At 65.9% G+C, this 14,945-nt stretch carries 15 protein-coding genes and 1 pseudogene; 7 read left to right on the top strand and 9 right to left on the bottom strand.

Features of this window, described 5'->3' with window-relative positions:
• Positions 1–607: PE family protein (locus BST40_RS25015; RefSeq protein WP_142276805.1), on the bottom strand; the 607-nt coding region annotated here is incomplete at its 3' end.
• Between the two features lie 163 nt (positions 608–770).
• Here BST40_RS25015 and BST40_RS25010 point away from each other — a divergent pair.
• Positions 771–1,789 (top strand): annotated as a pseudogene (locus tag BST40_RS25010) (phospholipase C); the annotation flags it as partial.
• 14 nt (positions 1,790–1,803) lie between these two features.
• On the opposite strand, the gene BST40_RS25005 reads toward BST40_RS25010, so the two are convergent.
• Together BST40_RS25005 and BST40_RS25000 are read right to left on the bottom strand one after the other, a co-directional pair.
• Complete coding sequence (locus BST40_RS25005; protein ID WP_075549676.1) at positions 1,804–2,856, bottom strand: phosphotransferase family protein; 1,053 nt, start codon at positions 2,854–2,856, stop codon at positions 1,804–1,806.
• Positions 2,857–2,865: 9 nt separating this feature from the next.
• Entirely contained in the window at positions 2,866–3,519 is a 654-nt protein-coding gene (locus BST40_RS25000) for a histidine phosphatase family protein (RefSeq protein ID WP_075549675.1), read from the bottom strand.
• An 85-nt stretch (positions 3,520–3,604) separates the two neighbouring features.
• Between BST40_RS25000 and BST40_RS24995 the strand changes: the two genes are divergently transcribed.
• Genes BST40_RS24995 through BST40_RS24980 form a run of 4 tightly spaced genes read left to right on the top strand, consistent with a single transcriptional unit; the run spans position 3,605 to position 7,718 of the window.
• Complete coding sequence (locus BST40_RS24995) at positions 3,605–4,636, top strand: phosphotransferase family protein (RefSeq protein WP_075549674.1); 1,032 nt, start codon at positions 3,605–3,607, stop codon at positions 4,634–4,636.
• A gap of 1 nt (position 4,637) precedes the next feature.
• The gene (locus BST40_RS24990) at positions 4,638–5,402 is read left to right on the top strand and encodes an SDR family NAD(P)-dependent oxidoreductase (RefSeq protein ID WP_083156080.1); all 765 of its coding nucleotides are present in this window, start codon (positions 4,638–4,640) and stop codon (positions 5,400–5,402) included.
• 17 nt (positions 5,403–5,419) lie between these two features.
• A complete protein-coding gene (locus BST40_RS24985; protein WP_083156078.1) occupies positions 5,420–6,733 on the top strand; it encodes an acyl-CoA dehydrogenase family protein in 1,314 nt (437 codons plus the stop codon).
• Between the two features lie 13 nt (positions 6,734–6,746).
• On the top strand, positions 6,747–7,718 hold the full coding sequence (locus tag BST40_RS24980; RefSeq protein ID WP_075549671.1) for an NADPH:quinone oxidoreductase family protein: 972 nt from the start codon (positions 6,747–6,749) through the stop codon (positions 7,716–7,718).
• A 264-nt stretch (positions 7,719–7,982) separates the two neighbouring features.
• Here the strand turns inward: BST40_RS24980 and BST40_RS24975 are convergent, their stop codons facing one another.
• Positions 7,983–9,863: an alkyl/aryl-sulfatase gene (locus tag BST40_RS24975; protein ID WP_075549670.1), complete on the bottom strand. Its 1,881-nt coding sequence runs from the start codon at positions 9,861–9,863 to the stop codon at positions 7,983–7,985.
• Between the two features lie 169 nt (positions 9,864–10,032).
• Between BST40_RS24975 and BST40_RS24970 the strand changes: the two genes are divergently transcribed.
• Positions 10,033–10,518, top strand: a complete 486-nt coding sequence (locus BST40_RS24970; RefSeq protein ID WP_075549679.1) for a lipoprotein LpqH — start codon at positions 10,033–10,035, stop codon at positions 10,516–10,518.
• A 17-nt stretch (positions 10,519–10,535) separates the two neighbouring features.
• On the opposite strand, the gene BST40_RS24965 is transcribed toward BST40_RS24970, so the two are convergent.
• The 5 genes from BST40_RS24965 to BST40_RS24950 form a co-directional block, all read right to left on the bottom strand.
• Positions 10,536–12,041: a sensor histidine kinase gene (locus BST40_RS24965; RefSeq protein ID WP_083156076.1), complete on the bottom strand. Its 1,506-nt coding sequence runs from the start codon at positions 12,039–12,041 to the stop codon at positions 10,536–10,538.
• A complete protein-coding gene (locus BST40_RS24960) occupies positions 12,019–12,723 on the bottom strand; it encodes a response regulator transcription factor (RefSeq protein WP_075549678.1) in 705 nt (234 codons plus the stop codon). The genes BST40_RS24965 and BST40_RS24960 overlap by 23 nt, the downstream gene beginning before the upstream one ends.
• 152 nt (positions 12,724–12,875) lie before the next feature.
• Entirely contained in the window at positions 12,876–13,031 is a 156-nt protein-coding gene (locus BST40_RS30940; RefSeq protein ID WP_023368814.1) for a DUF6131 family protein, read from the bottom strand.
• A gap of 11 nt (positions 13,032–13,042) precedes the next feature.
• Positions 13,043–13,294: a hypothetical protein gene (locus BST40_RS24955; RefSeq protein WP_075549668.1), complete on the bottom strand. Its 252-nt coding sequence runs from the start codon at positions 13,292–13,294 to the stop codon at positions 13,043–13,045.
• Positions 13,295–13,407: 113 nt separating this feature from the next.
• Positions 13,408–13,821 carry an MmcQ/YjbR family DNA-binding protein gene (locus BST40_RS24950; RefSeq protein WP_075549677.1) on the bottom strand — a complete coding sequence of 138 codons (414 nt, stop codon included), beginning with the start codon at positions 13,819–13,821 and terminating at the stop codon, positions 13,408–13,410.
• Between the two features lie 104 nt (positions 13,822–13,925).
• Between BST40_RS24950 and BST40_RS24945 the strand changes: the two genes are divergently transcribed.
• The gene (locus BST40_RS24945) at positions 13,926–14,750 is read left to right on the top strand and encodes a glycoside hydrolase family 25 domain-containing protein (protein ID WP_083156074.1); all 825 of its coding nucleotides are present in this window, start codon (positions 13,926–13,928) and stop codon (positions 14,748–14,750) included.
• The last annotated feature ends 195 nt before the right edge of the window (positions 14,751–14,945 follow it).

Genomic DNA, 14,945 nt, shown 5'->3' with positions numbered 1-14,945 from the left:
CCCCCCCCGCCCCCCCGGCCCCGCCGCTACCCCACAGCCACCCACCGGTACCGCCATTGCCGCCTGACGCGCCGGCACCGCCGGCGCCACCGGCCCCACCGTTGCCGAACAGTCCGGCGGACCCACCGGCACCCCCGGCCTTCCCGGGCGAACCTGAACCCCCGTTGCCGCCGTTGCCAAACAACAACCCACCTGGTCCACCGGCCTCTCCGCTCCCCGGCGCTCCGTTGGCGCCGTTACCGATCAAGGGGCGCCCGAACACAGCGGCAGCGGGCGTATTGAGGGCAGCCAGCGTGCCTTGCCCGAGGGTCTGCAGCGGCGAAGCGTTAGCCGCCTCGGCGGCCGCATACGCACCCGCAGCACCGGTCAGCGCCAGCACGAACCGGTCATGCAACGCCGCCGCCTGAGCGCTCAGGGCTTGATACTGCAGCGCGTGGTCAGAAAACAATGCCGCGATGGCCGCCGACACCTCATCCGCGGCGGCGGCCATTAACCCCATCGTCGGGCCGGCGGCTGCGGCATTGGCCGCACTGATCGCCGCCCCTACACCGGCCACATCCGTTGCGGCCGCCGTCAACATCTCTAGCGACGCGATCACGTGCGGCATTTGCTCTCCTCACTGTGGTCAACGTCCTTCACTTAACCACGGCTTCACAGCTATTTCGGCAAATTCGGGAACAGCCGCGTTGAGTGACTAAAGCCGCCTGGACGCACCTGCAAATAGCTATGTTTCCGACGTGTGGCGCCGGCCGGAGCCCGAATACCCCTGAAGCTTCACAATTTGTGATGGCTATTTCAGCTCGATGCTGACCGGAACCACGCCCAACCGGCTGTACTGGATCAGCGCAACCATTGACCCCGATGGCACGCAGGGCGGGCCGGTATTAGCGGACCCCATATTCCTGCCGGTGGGCAAGTTCAGCTGGACCATTATGCCGCAGAATCTCAGCGCCGCCGGGGTGAGCTGGAAGGTATATCAGAACAAGGGGCCCCTCAACGAAGTGAGCATTGGTATCCAAGGCTGGGTCAAATCCTTCAAGCAGGCTCAGGACCCCAGGTCGGATTTAGCTCGCTACGGGATCGCACCCGCCTACCCTATAGACTTCGCAGTCGACGTACTAGAAAATAAGCTGCCCAACGTTTCCTGGCTGGTTCCTGGATATGTGTTCTCCGAGCATCCCTCGTTACCCGTGTCGGCGGGCGCTGTGGCGATATATTGCTGTCAAATCCGGCGGTTTGGGAAAAGACCGCGCTGATCGTCAGCTATGACGAATGCGGCACTTTCTTCGACCATGTAGTACCGCCCACCGCGCCGGCGGGTACACCCGGTGAATGGATATCCAACAGTGTCGACATCAACAAAGTCGACGGATCCGGCGGCATACGAGGGCCGATCGGTTTGGGCTACCGCGTGCCATGCATGGTCATCTCTCCTTACAGCCGCAGCGGCCTCATGGTCCACGATACGTTCGACCACACCTCACAACTGCGATTGCTCGAAACGCGTTTTGGCGTGCCGGTGCCGAACCTGACCCCTTGGCGGCGAAGCGTCACCGGGGATATGACTTCGACCTTCAACTTCGCCATCCCGCCGAACCCGTCTAGACCCAATTTGGGCCGTCCTGGCCTGCAAGCGCTCAAGGCGCTGCCGCAGTGTGTCCCCAACGCCATATTGGGAGGAACACTTGAACTACCCTCGGTAGCAATTCCCTACAAGGTGCCGTATCCGCAAGTCATGCCCCCCCAGGAAACCTCGCCCAGTCGCGGCATTCCCAGCGGTCCATGCTGAACTGAGGCCCTGAATTACACCATCGGCTTGGTGATCTCGGCCAGGCCGCGCGAGATCAGCGGCGACACCACGTCGGGCGCGTCGTCGACGGAATCGGCTTGGCCGCCGGCGAGCTCTGACATGCGCCTGCGGAAATCGATGCCGGCCGCGATGATGGCCAGCTTGAAGTAGCCCAGCGCCATGTAGAACTCCCAATGCCCCAGCGACATCCCGGAGACCAACGAATACCGGTCGGCCAGTTCGTCGGCGGTCGGCAGCAGCGGCGATGTCCAGGCAGCCTGCGCGTTGACGATCAGATCCAGCGCGGGGTCGCGGTAGACGCACATCAGGGCCGCGTCGGACAGCGGGTCCCCCAACGTCGAGAGTTCCCAGTCCACCACCGCGCGCACCGTCGTCGGGTCGTCGGCGTCCAGAATGGTGTTGTCGATCCGGTAGTCACCGTGCACGATCGAGGTTCGGCTTTGCTTCGGAATCGCTTGCTGCAGAGCCGAATGCAGCCTGGCGACGTCGTTGTCGCGGCGGTCGTCGGGCAGGCGCACCAGGTCCCATTGCGAACCCCAGCGGCGCACCTGCCGTTCCAGGTAGCCGTCGGGTCTACCGAAATCGCCGAGCCCGACCGCATTCGGGTCGACGCTGTGCAAGTCGACCAGCACCCGGATCAGTGCGTCGACGCAGCGGTCGATGACGCGACTGCCGAACGCTTCGAGCTGAGCGCGCCGGCGCACCACCTGCCCGGCCACGAATTCGACGATCTGAAACGGGGCGCCCAGCACCGAGTCGTCCCGGCACAGCGCGATGGTGCGCGCCACCGGCACCGGTGTGTCCTGCAGTGCCGCAACGACCCGGTACTCGCGGACCATATCGTGGGCCGACGGCGTCAGCCCGTGCAGCGGAGGGCGCCGCACCAGCCAACTCGTCGCATCGTCGCAGACCCGGAAGGTGAGGTTGGAGCGGCCGCCGGAGATCAACTCACCGCGTAACTCACCGGCGCGCTCGGCGCCGAGCGAACGCAGATATCCGTCCAGTGCGGCCAGGTCGAGGCCGTCGAGTCCGTGATCCGAAGTCACCGAACTTGTTTACCACCGCTGATTGCCCGGCCCCGCACGGCCTGCATCATCGCCGAGCAGGCGCCGGTTCCGGGGCAATAGGTCCCACACATGTTCGGTCGCATTGACCGTCACCACCGTCGCCTGACCAGATCGGGAGAACAACAGCCGGGTCACCGAGGCGTAGTCGATGGGGAATGACAACAGGCGTGCCGTTCCCAGGATCTCGTGCAGCACCACGTTGATCACCCCGCCGTGGCTGAACGCCGCGACGGTCTCGTCCGGATCGGCGGAGACGACGACGTCGTCGACGGCCGCGCGGACCCGCGCGCGGAAGGCATCTTCGTCGACGGCACTGGGCAGCTGCCCCTGAGCCATCCGCGCCCATTCCTGTGGGTTTTCCGCACGGATCTGTTCGACCGGGATGTACAGCGGAAGGTCGCGATCATATTCGGCGAATCGGTCGTCGATGTCGACCGACAGGTCAAGCGCCGCCGCGACCGGCTCGGCGGTCTGGATGGCGCGGCGCTGTGGGCTGCTCACCACCCGCGAGATGGGGAACCTGGCCAGCGCCTCGGGTAGTCGCGCCACCTGGGCTATGCCGGTGTCCGACAGGTCCGGATCCGAACCTTCGCCGTGTTCGCTGCGCAGCGGCAACGCATGCCGGACCAGAAGCAGTTGCATGGGCCAAGCCTTACACGCGGCCTGCCCGGCGCTACGATGCCGCTTGAGAATGTAATTCTCCGAGCCGAGAGCGGGTGTGCGGCCCATGACGACTGTCAGCGGAACGCAGCTGGACGCGGGCGTGATCGGTCGTTGGCTCGACGTAAATGGCGCACCGGGCGGCGGTGCGGAGCCGGAACTCGAGCAGCTGAGCGGCGGGTCCCAGAACACGCTGTACCTGATTCGGCGCGGCGATCAACGCAGGGTGCTGCGGATGCCCGGCCCCCGGGCGGACGCGGGCCGGGTCGACGGGTTACTGCGGGAAATCCGGCTGGTGCGGGCGTTGTCGGGCACCGACGTGCCGCATGCCGAGTTGATCGGCGCCGACGAGACCGGTTCGGTGCTGGGCAAGCCGTTCTACGTGATGGCGGCCGTCGACGGCTGGAGTCCCATGGACGGTGGGTGGCAGGCGCCGTTCGACACCGACCTGGACGCCCGGCGCGGGCTGGCGTTCCAGCTGGTCGAGGGTGCCGCCAAGCTGGGGCGAGTGGACTGGCGCGCCCAAGGTCTCGACGGGTTCGGCCGTCCGGACGGTTTCCATGAACGGCAGGTCGATCGCTGGCTGGGTTTCCTGGCCGCCTATCAGGTGCGCGAATTACCCGGCCTGCAGCAGGCCGCCGACTGGCTGCGCCGCAACCGCCCCGCGCACTACACGCCGGGCATCATGCACGGGGACTATCAATTCGCCAACGTCATGTTCGCGCACGGGGCGCCGGCCCGGCTGGCTGCGATCGTCGATTGGGAGATGACGACGGTGGGTGATCCGCTGCTGGACCTGGCGTGGGCGCTACTGGGTTATGACGGCGACGAGCCGCGCGCCGATGGCTTCTATCTCGACATGCGCGGCATGCCCAGACGCGGTGAATTGCTGGCGCACTACGAGGCGATCAGCGGACTGTCCACCGAGAGCATCGACTACTACCTGGTGCTGGCCAACTGGAAACTGGGGATCGTGCTGGAGAAGACGTACGCGGCGGGGGTCCGCGCGGGGCAGGTCGACACCACGCTCAACCAAACCTTCGCGACGATGGTGCCCCAGCTCATCGCCACCGCGGCCGAACTCGCCGGGGCTCGCTGAAATGGGTTATGCGGAGCAGCTTTTCGACCTCACCGGGCAGGTGGCGCTGATCACCGGCGGCAGCCGCGGATTGGGCCGCGAAATGGCTTTCGCGCTCGCCCGCTGCGGTGCCGACGTGGTGATCGCCAGCCGCAACCTGGACAACTGCGTGGCCACCGCCACCAAGATCGAGGCCGAGACCGGGCGCGCCGCGATGGCTTACCAGGTGCATGTGGGCCGCTGGGACCAGCTCGACGGGCTGGTCGCGGCGGCCTACGACCGGTTCGGCAAGGTCGACACGCTGATCAACAACGCCGGCATGTCACCGCTGTACGACAAGCTCACCGACGTCACCGAGAAGCTGTTCGACGCCGTGGTCAACCTCAACCTCAAAGGGCCGTTCCGGTTGTCGGCACTCGTCGGCGAACGGATGGTGGCGGCCGGGCGCGGGTCGATCATCAACGTCAGCTCCACCGGGTCGCTGCGGCCGGGCGCCGACATCATCCCCTACGCCGCCGCCAAGGCGGGACTCAACGCGATGACCGAGGGATTCGCCCGGGCGTTCGGACCATCGGTGCGGGTCAACACCCTGATGGCCGGACCGTTTCTGACCGATATCAGCAAGGCCTGGAATCTGGAGCAGGCAACCCAGAATCCGTTCGGGCATCTTTCGTTGCGCAGGGCCGGAAATCCATCCGAGATCGTCGGCGCCGCACTGTTTCTCGCCTCCGACGCGTCCAGTTTCACCACCGGCTCGATTGTCCGGGCCGACGGTGGAATCCCCTGAGAGATAGGAGCATTCGCGTGCCTTGGGACTTCTCCACCGAACCGGAATTCGAGAAGAAACTCGACTGGATTCGCGGATTCGTGCGCGACGAGGTGGAACCCCTCGAAGTGCTGTTCCCCGGCTGCGAGTTCCTGCCACTCGACGACCAACGACGGCGGATCGTCGACCCGCTCAAGCAGCAGGTTCGCGACCAGGGCCTGTGGGCACCGCATTTGAGTCCAGAACTGGGCGGGCAGGGCTTCGGCGCGGTGAAGCTGACGCTGATCAACGAGATCCTGGGCCGCAGCCCGTGGGCGCCGATCGTGTTCGGCACCCAGGCACCCGACACCGGCAACGCCGAAATCATCGCGCGCTTCGGCACCCAGGAGCAGAAGGACCGCTACCTGCGAGGCCTGCTTTCCGGTGAGATCTTCTCCTGCTTCTCCATGACCGAACCCCAAGGCGGCGCCGACCCGCGGGTGTTCACCACCCGCGCCGTCCGCGACGGTGACGGTTGGGTGATCACCGGGCGAAAGTACTTCTCGTCCAACGCCTCCGTCGCATCGTTCTTTATCGTCGTGGCGATCACCGATCCTGATGTGCCCGTACATCGGGGCGCCTCGACATTCCTGGTCCCGGCCGGAACCGATGGGTTGACGGTTGAAGCCAACCACCATGTGGTCGGGGCGCTTCCGCACGAACCCGGACATTCCCTGGTGCGATACGACGGGGTGCGGGTGGGACCGGACGCGCTGCTGGGCGAACCCGGACAGGGCTTCCTGATCCTGCAGACCCGGCTCGCCGGTGGCCGGTTGCATCACGCGATGCGCTCGATCGGGATGGCGCAACGCGCCATCGAGATGATGTCACGCCGGGCGAAAAGCCGCTTTACCCAGGGGAGTTCGTTGGCCGACAAACAACTGGTGCAGGCGTTCATCGCCGACTCCTACACCGAGCTGATGCCGTTTCGGCTGGCGGTGCTGCATGCGGCCTGGCTGATCGACACCGCCGGCGAGCATGCGGCGCGAGCCGAGATCGGCGCCTGCAAGATCCTCGCGTCGCAAGTGCTCAAATCGATTGGGCTACGCGCCATCCAGGTGCACGGCGCGTTGGGCACCACCGATCAGCTGCCGCTGGTCAACGTCCTGCTCGGCGGGGTGGCGCTCGGCCTGGCCGACGGGCCCACCGAAGCGCACAAGGTCAACCTGGCCCGGCTGCTGCTGAAGAACTACGACGCCGAAGACGCCGAGCGGCCCAGCGAAATGCTGGACGTGCGCCGTGAGGCCGCCCGTGCCAAGTATGGCGACCTCGTGGATCACGTTCCGGCCCTTCCCTCTTCGCTTTCGTTGTGAACGGGGCCGGTTGATGCGCGCGGTCGTCTGCCGTGCGTACGGTCCGCCCGAGGACTTGGTTGTCCGCGAGCTTCCAGACCCGGTCCCGGGACCCGGCCAGCTCCTGGTGCGGGTGCACGCCGCCTCGGTCAACTTTCCCGACGTGCTGTTGATCGCCGGCAAATACCAGATCCGGATCCCGGTGCCGTTCACACCGGGCAGCGAGCTCGCCGGCGAGGTGCTGACCGCCGGCGCGGGGGCGCCATTTGTGCCCGGGCAGCGGGTTTTCGGGACCACCGCCGTCGGGGCATTCGCCGAGCGGGCGCTCCTGGACGCGTCGTCGGCAACGCTCGTTCCCGACGACGCCGACCTGGCTTCGGCCGCCGCCTTCGGGGTCACCTATCGAACCGCGTACCACGCCTTACGCTCGGTTGGGCAAGTGTCAGAAGGGGATTGGGTGGTGGTATTGGGCGCCGCCGGGGGCGTGGGTCTGGCCGCCGTCGATCTGGCGGTCGCCATGGGTGCCCGCGTGCTGGCGGCGGCCTCCAGCCCGGAGAAGCTGGAGCTGTGCGCCCGGCGCGGCGCGCAGGCGACCGTCGACTACGACCGCGAGGATCTGAAGGCGCGCATTCGCGAGCTCACCGGCGACAGCGCGCGGGTGGTGATCGACCCCGTCGGCGGCCGGTACTCGGAGCCGGCATTGCGTGGCCTGGCCCGCGGCGGGATGTTCGTCACCCTCGGCTACGCGGCTGGCACCATCCCGACGATTCCGCTGAATCTTGTGCTGCTGAAAGATATCACGCTGCGGGGCATGGAGATTCGTACCTTTGCCAGCGACCACCCCGCCGAGGCCAACCGTGACCTCGGCGAGCTGGCGCAGCTATTCGGTGCCGGCAAGATCCGGCCCTACATCGGCGCGCGGTTCCCGTTGGCCGACACCGCCGCGGCCCTGCGCTACGTGTCCGATCGCAAGGTGCTGGGCAAGGTCGTCATCGACGTCGCCTGACATACCGGTTTTACCTGTGCCACAGGAGTTTCAGCGGTTTCGCTCGAAAATTCGAGGTGGCCAAGGACCTGCTGGCCGACGATGTCCTCGTGCGCAGCCTTGGATGTCTCACGCGCTCACCGAGCCGGTTGTCATTCCGTCGCATCGAGTGTGCGATGACGGCTTCGAGCGTGCATGTAGGGCGGAAATGTCGACGGCGGACCGCCCTGACGGCTCACTCGACGCCACCGGCGCACACTCGGCGCCACCAGCGGCCGGACGAAGCTAGGGCGTGACGATGTTGAAAGCCGGATTGGGCCTATCGAGGACACTCAAGAAGGTCTGCAGCACCGTCTCGTCTCCGGATACCTCGAAACCCGGTGAACTGATGTCGCCGAGCGCCGCGTTAACCAGCCGAACCTTGTCGCCTACCGTCACGGTCGCGTTCGCCGTCGCGGGATCGGCGGCGACCCTGCGATGAATCAGCACACCGTTGCGCAGGGTCAACCGATAATTTTCCGCTGGCTCGGTGAAGCTGAAGTCGATCGCGAGGTCCAGGTCCCAGGCACGCGGGCCGTTGATGCTGATGGCCACGACATCGAAGATCTGGTCCAGGGTCAGCTGGTCGAAGAACGTCGGCGACGGCGCCTGCCCCGACGTGCCGAGGTTGCCGTCCCGAAGCTCCGTCGCCCCGGACAGAAAGAAGTTACGCCAGGTCGCATTCTCCGCACCGTAGGCAAGCTGCTCCAGGGTGTCGGCGTAGAGTTGCCGGGCCGCTGCGTGGTTGCTGTCGGTGAACACCGCATGATCGAGAAGCGTTGCCGCCCAGCGGAAGTCGCCATCAGCAACGGCTTTACCGGCCAGCTCGACGACTCGGTCGATCCCTCCCATCGCCTCGACGTAACGGGGGGCGATGGCTTCCGGCGGGTACGGCCACAACCGGCCGGGGTTGCCGTCGAACCAGCCCATGTAGCGCTGGTAGATCGCCTTCACGTTGTGGCTGACCGACCCGTAGTAGCCGTGGGTGTGCCATGCCCGCTCCAGCGCCGGCGGCATCTGGAACATTTCGGCGATCTCGACACCGGTGTACCCCTGGTTCAGCAGCCGCAGCGTCTGATCGTGCAGATAGGAATACATGTCGCGTTGCTGCGACAAGTACCCGACGATGTTGTCGTGCCCCCAGGTTGGCCAGTGGTGTGAGGCGAACACGACGTCGGCGCGATCAGCGAACGTCTCGATCGCTTCGGTGAGATACCCCGACCAGGCACGCGGATCGCGCACCAGCGCCCCGCGCAACGTCAGCAGGTTGTGCAAGTTGTGGGTGGCGTTCTCGGCCATGCACAGTGCGCGGAAGCGCGGGAAATAGAAGTGCATTTCGGCGGGGGCTTCGCTGCCCGGGGCCATCTGGAATTCGATCTCCACCCCGTCGATGGTGTGTGTTTCGCCGGTCCGCCTGACGTCGACGGTCGGCACGATGAGCGACACCTCACCGGTCGAAAGTGTCTGCCCCAGACCGCAGCCCACCTGCCCCTGAGGGCCGCGCGGCAAGTAGGAGCCATACATGTAGCCGGCGCGACGCATCATGGCGCCGCCGGCGTAGATGTTCTCCTGGACGGCGTGCGCGGTGAAACCTTCCGGGGCCAGCACCGAGACCTTTCCGGCGTCGACGTCGGCCTGTGAGGTGACGCCCAGCACGCCCCCGAAATGATCGACGTGGCTGTGGGTGTAGATCACCGCGACGACGGGGCGGTCACCGCCGCGGTGGGTGCGATACAAATCCAGCGCCGCGGCAGCGACCTCGGTGGACACCAGCGGATCGATGACGATGATGCCGGTATCGCCTTCGACGAAGCTGATATTGGAAATATCGAAGCCGCGGACCTGATAGATACCCGGCACCACTTCGAACAAGCCTTGTTTGGCGGCCAGTCTCGATTGCCGCCACAGGCTGGGATGCACCGATGTCGGCGCGGGTCCGCGCAGGAATGAATACGCGTCGTTGTCCCAAACCACACGGCCGTCGGCCGACTTGATGACGCACGGGGACAATGCCGCAATGAATCCACGATCGGCATTGTCGAAGTCAGTTGTGTCATCGCTTGCGGGAACATATTCGCGATGGGCGGACTCGATGGCCGCAGAAGGGGGTTTGACGTTCACCGGCAATACCTTGCCATTAACGCGACGGTCGCCGGAAGATGCTCTCAAGTGACTAACAGGAAATATAGAGGATAGAAATAGTTGCTTAGGACCCTAGACCTTCGTCCGGTTAGCTTGCATACTGCCGGGGCGGTCCTCAAAGCCAGTGGATCGCTACGACGGCAAAGGAGCACAGGTGAAGCGTGGACTGACGGTGGCGGTAGCCGGAGCGGCTATTCTGGCCGCGGGCCTTTCCGGATGTTCGAGCAACAAATCGACCAGTGGCGGCGGAAGCTCCACCAGCGGCGCCACCTCGACAAGCACCGGCGGTGGCGGCGGGGCCGCGGGAACGAAGGTCATCATCGACGGTCAGGACCAGCACGTGACCGGCTCGGTCGTCTGCACGACGGCCGCCGGCAACGTCAACATCGCGATCGGTGGGGCAGCCACCGGCATCGCCGCCGTGCTCACCGACGCCAACCCGCCCGAGGTGAAGTCGGTCGGCCTGGGCAACGTCAACGGCGTGACCCTCGGATACACCTCCGGCACCGGACAGGGTAAAGCCGAGGCAAGCAAGAGCGGCAGCACCTACAAGATCACCGGCACCGCGACCGGCGTCGACATGGCCAACCCGATGCAGCCGGTGAACAAGCCGTTCGAAATCGACGTCACCTGCCCCTAACCCCGGGGGCAGGGCATTCAACAGGGTGACGATGCGGGCGGTTGCCACCCGTCGAGTGGCAACCGCACCGCGAACTCGGTACGCCCGGGCGAGCTGTTGACGGTGATGGTCCCGTTGTGGGCCTTGACAACTGCAGATGCGATCGCCAGACCCAACCCGGTGCTGCCGCCCTTGCGGGAGCGAGAGCTGTCCCCGCGAGCGAACCGCTCGAATACCTCCGACTGCAGTCGTGGCGGAATGCCCGGGCCGTTGTCGACCACCCGCAGCACGGCGTGCGACGGCTCGACAGTCAATCGGGTCGTCACCACCGTGCCGGGACCGGTGTGGATGCGGGCGTTGGCAAGCAGGTTGGCTATCACCTGGTGCAATCGTGCGCCGTCACCGGTGACCACCACCGGCTCCGGCGGCAAGTCCAGCTCCCACTTGTGATCCGGGCCCGCGATGTGGGCGTCGCTGACCGCGTCAACCGCCAAGCGCGAAAGGTCCACTGGTTCACGTTCCAGCGGCCGTCCGGAGTCCAGGCGGGCCAGTAGCAGCAGGTCCTCGACGAGACGAGTTATCCGCTCGGTCTCCGAAGCCACCCGGCTCATGGCATGAGCCACCGCTTCCCGGTCGTCGCTCATGCGTTGCGCGAGTTCGGTATAGCCTCGAATCGCCGCCAGCGGGGTGCGCAGCTCGTGACTGGCGTCGGCGACGAACTGGCGCACCCGGGTTTCGCTGGCCTGCCGCGTCGACAATGCGGCGGCGATATGGTCGAGCATCCGGTTCAGGGCCGACCCCAGTTGACCCACCTCGGTGTAGGGGTTCGCGTCGGTGTCGGACACCCGGACCGGCAATGCGACTTCGCCCCGGTCCAACGGCAAATCGACGACTTCGGTCGCGGTTTGGGCGACCCGCCGCAGCGGCGCCAGCGCCCGCCGGATGATCATCGCCCCGGCGGTGGTGGCGGCGAGCAGCGCGACCGCGGTGACGATGCCGAACATGACCAGCATCCGCAGCATCGTGGCGTCGATGCCCGACATCGACAGGCCGGTGACGATGACGTCGGTGCGGTTTCGGCTCGGGGCCGCAACCACCCGGTAGCGACCCAGGCCGTCGAGGTTCAGGGTCACCGGCGTGCGGCTGCCCGCGATCGCGGCCAGCTGCGCCTGGGCGTTGTCGCTCAGCGCGGCCCGGGCACCACTGCCGGTAAGGTAGCCGGCGTCGATCGTCTTGCCGTTGCTGACCACTGCCGCGACCAAGCCGGCCGGCTGGCCGGGCGCGTCGAGAAACCTGGGGCCGGGGCCGGTCCGCACGTAGCGCGGTTCGTGCCGGCGCGGCGGCTCGGGGTACAGCAACGCCGAGCGGTAGGAAGCCCCGCCGAGCTGGCCATCGAGCTGCGTCACCAGATGGTGGCGCAGGGCCAGTTCGGTGGCCGCGGTGATTCCGATACAGACCAGCACCAGAACGACGACCTGTCCGACCAGCAGTCGCAGGCGCAATGACCAGGCCCGCGGAGCGTTAACCGGCCGGTTTGAGGACATAGCCCGCGCCGCGCAGCGTGTGGATCATGGGTGCGCGACCGTTGTCGATCTTTTTGCGCAGGTAGGAGATGTACAACTCGACGATGTTGGACCGGCCGCCGAAATCGTAGCTCCATACTCGGTCCAGGATCTGGGCCTTGCTCAGCACCCGCTTCGAGTTGCGCATCATGAAGCGCAGTAGCTCGAACTCGGTGGAGGTCAAGGAGATCGGTTCGCCGGCGCGGGCCACCTCGTGACTGTCCTCGTCGAGCACCAGATCTCCGACCACGAGTTGGGCACCGCTGTCGACGGTGGTGACGCCGGTGCGCCGCAGCAGCGCGCGCAGCCGCAGCACGACCTCCTCGATGCTGAACGGTTTGGTGACGTAGTCGTCGCCGCCTGCGGTCAATCCGGCGATGCGGTCTTCCACCGCGTCCTTGGCCGTCAACAGCAGTACCGGCAGGCGAGGATTCTCCCGGCGCAACGTGTGCAGCACCTCCAGGCCGCTCATGTCGGGCAGCATCACGTCGAGTACGACGACGTCGGGCCGCGCGGCGCGGGCCGCCGCGATCGCCGATGCGCCGTCTTGCGCCGTGGTGACATTCCAGCCCTCATAGCGCAACGCCATCGAAACCATTTCGGCGAGAACGGGTTCGTCGTCAACGACCAGGACACTGATCGGTTGTCCGTCGGCGCGGGACATGACGACCCGCTCGGCCGGTGGTCGCGGGCTCGTCACGGTTCCCAGTATCCGCACCGCACTAGGCCGACGCTATGCCGTTGCTATGCGCAAGCTGTGAAAGATCGCGTGGCCACCGTGGGCTCTGGCGGCCACGCGATGTCGGGCGCCGGGCGCTAGTACCAGTACCGCCGGCCGGCGACCGGGCGCCCCATGGAGCCCAGAGCCCAGAGCACGGCTCCGATCACCAGCAAGATGATCCCGAGCACCGTCAGCAAATGGATGCCGAACACGAATCCGAGAATGAGCAAGATGGCACCGACGACGATCATGGCGACTTCCTTTACATCGAGGGGATGTGATCGCCCTGCTGCATTGAGCTGGGCTGCGGCAAATGGCAATTTGTTACTTTCGGGTTGACACCCAGGTAATTCAGGGGGCCCGCGATCACCGTCACCGCAACGGTTCCCGCTGAAGCGCAACTTGTTTGCTCACCTTTGAAGTAGCCTCGCTGCCACGTCGCGAAGACTCCGATGATTAACCACACGAGCACAATCGCCCCGACAACTCCGCGCCCACGCATGGTGACCTCCATTGTGTGTCGAGAAAAATCCCGCAGACCTGAGATACCCGTTGCACGCATGTTCAAACATCGCGCCGAAGCGAACCCCTGCGAATTAGCGGTCGGAATTTCCGCGGGCTGGCAAACTACCGGTGTTGGGCATCGAGCCACTGTGCCGCGCGCCGCTTCGAGGCGCGTGACAGCCAGGCGTCCTGGATCAGTTCGGCCAGTTCGGTGGTGCCGATTTCCGCCAATCGACCGGCCCGGACCAGCACCGACAAATGTCCGTCGAAGTGGGGGGTGGTGAAAAACGGTGACGCCGGATCCTGGGTCAGGGCCAGCTTGTCGGCCTCGGACTCCACCCACAGGATGATGACGTCGGTGTAGCGCTCACCGGTGTCCGGGTCGGTCGCGTCCGGCCGCGGGGTGCGAAAGTACACGAACGACTTGCCGCCCACCTGGTAGATGGGGTTGCCCTGCGGCCCGGCCACCCGGTTGACGTGTGGCATCGACGCGGCGATCCGGTGCACGTCGCCAACGGTGGCGGGGCGGTCAGCCATGACGGCGACAATACCCGCTGACACTCGCCCGGCCTGCCCGACTTCCATGAACGGGATCTGTACCATGGGCGACAAGCCTTGTGGTAGACGGGGATTAGGGGGCCGTGCCTGATACATTGTTCGCCGACGTATCCGAATATCAAGTGCCGGTTGACGACTCATATCCCTATCGGGTGCTGTCCATTCGGGTTTGCGACGGCACCTATCGCGATCACAACTTCGCGCGCAACTATGCCTGGATGCGAGCCGCCTTGGACAGCGGGCGTTTGACCTTGGGGATCGTTTACACCTACGTCCGTCCGAATTGGCAGGCCAACGCCAATACCGTGCGCGCCATGATCGACGCCGAAGGCGGCTTGCACCAGCGGGTGGCATTGATGCTCGACGTCGAATCGGGCGGAAACCCGCCGGGCGACGGGTCGGCGTGGATCAACCAGTTGTATTGGAACCTGGCCGATTACGCCGGTTCGCCCAGGCGAATCATCGGCTATGCCAACGCATATGACTTCTGGAGTATGTGGCGGGTGCGTCCAGCCGGCCTGCGGGTGATCGCGGCCGGGTATGGCTCCAATCCCCACCTTCCCGGCCAGGTCGCCCACCAGTACACCGACGGCTCGGGTTACAGCCCGAATCTGCCACAGGGCTGCCCGCCTTTTGGCCGGTGCGACATGAACTCAGCCGACGGACTGACACCACGGCAATTCGCCGCCGCCTGCGGCATCACAGCGAACGGAGGACCGCTGATGGCGCTCACCGACGAGGAGCAGGCCGAGCTGTTGACCAAGGTCCGCGAGATCTGGGATCAACTGCGCGGGCCCCACGGCGCCGGCTGGCCGCAACTCGGCCAGAACAGCCAAGGCCAGAACCTCACCCCCGTCGACGCGATCGCGGCGATCAAGGACGACGTGGCAGGCATGCTGGCGGAGTAGGCCGCGGCAACTTCATCGCCGGTGCCGAAAACCGTTGCGGGGCTTACGCTTACCGCGTCTTCGGGCCAGGTGTCCGGGCGAACGCCGGTGCGGCCAAACGCCGTCGGCGGTTGCTACCCTAGGCTGCCGAACAGCAGGCCGCTGACGCCACTGACGCCGTCGAGGCCACCATTGCCGGGATTTCCGGCAGGTGGA

This window comes from Mycobacterium persicum, from assembly GCF_002086675.1.
GTDB classification, from domain to species: domain Bacteria; phylum Actinomycetota; class Actinomycetes; order Mycobacteriales; family Mycobacteriaceae; genus Mycobacterium; species Mycobacterium persicum.
This window is presented reverse-complemented; position numbering and strand designations above follow the sequence as displayed.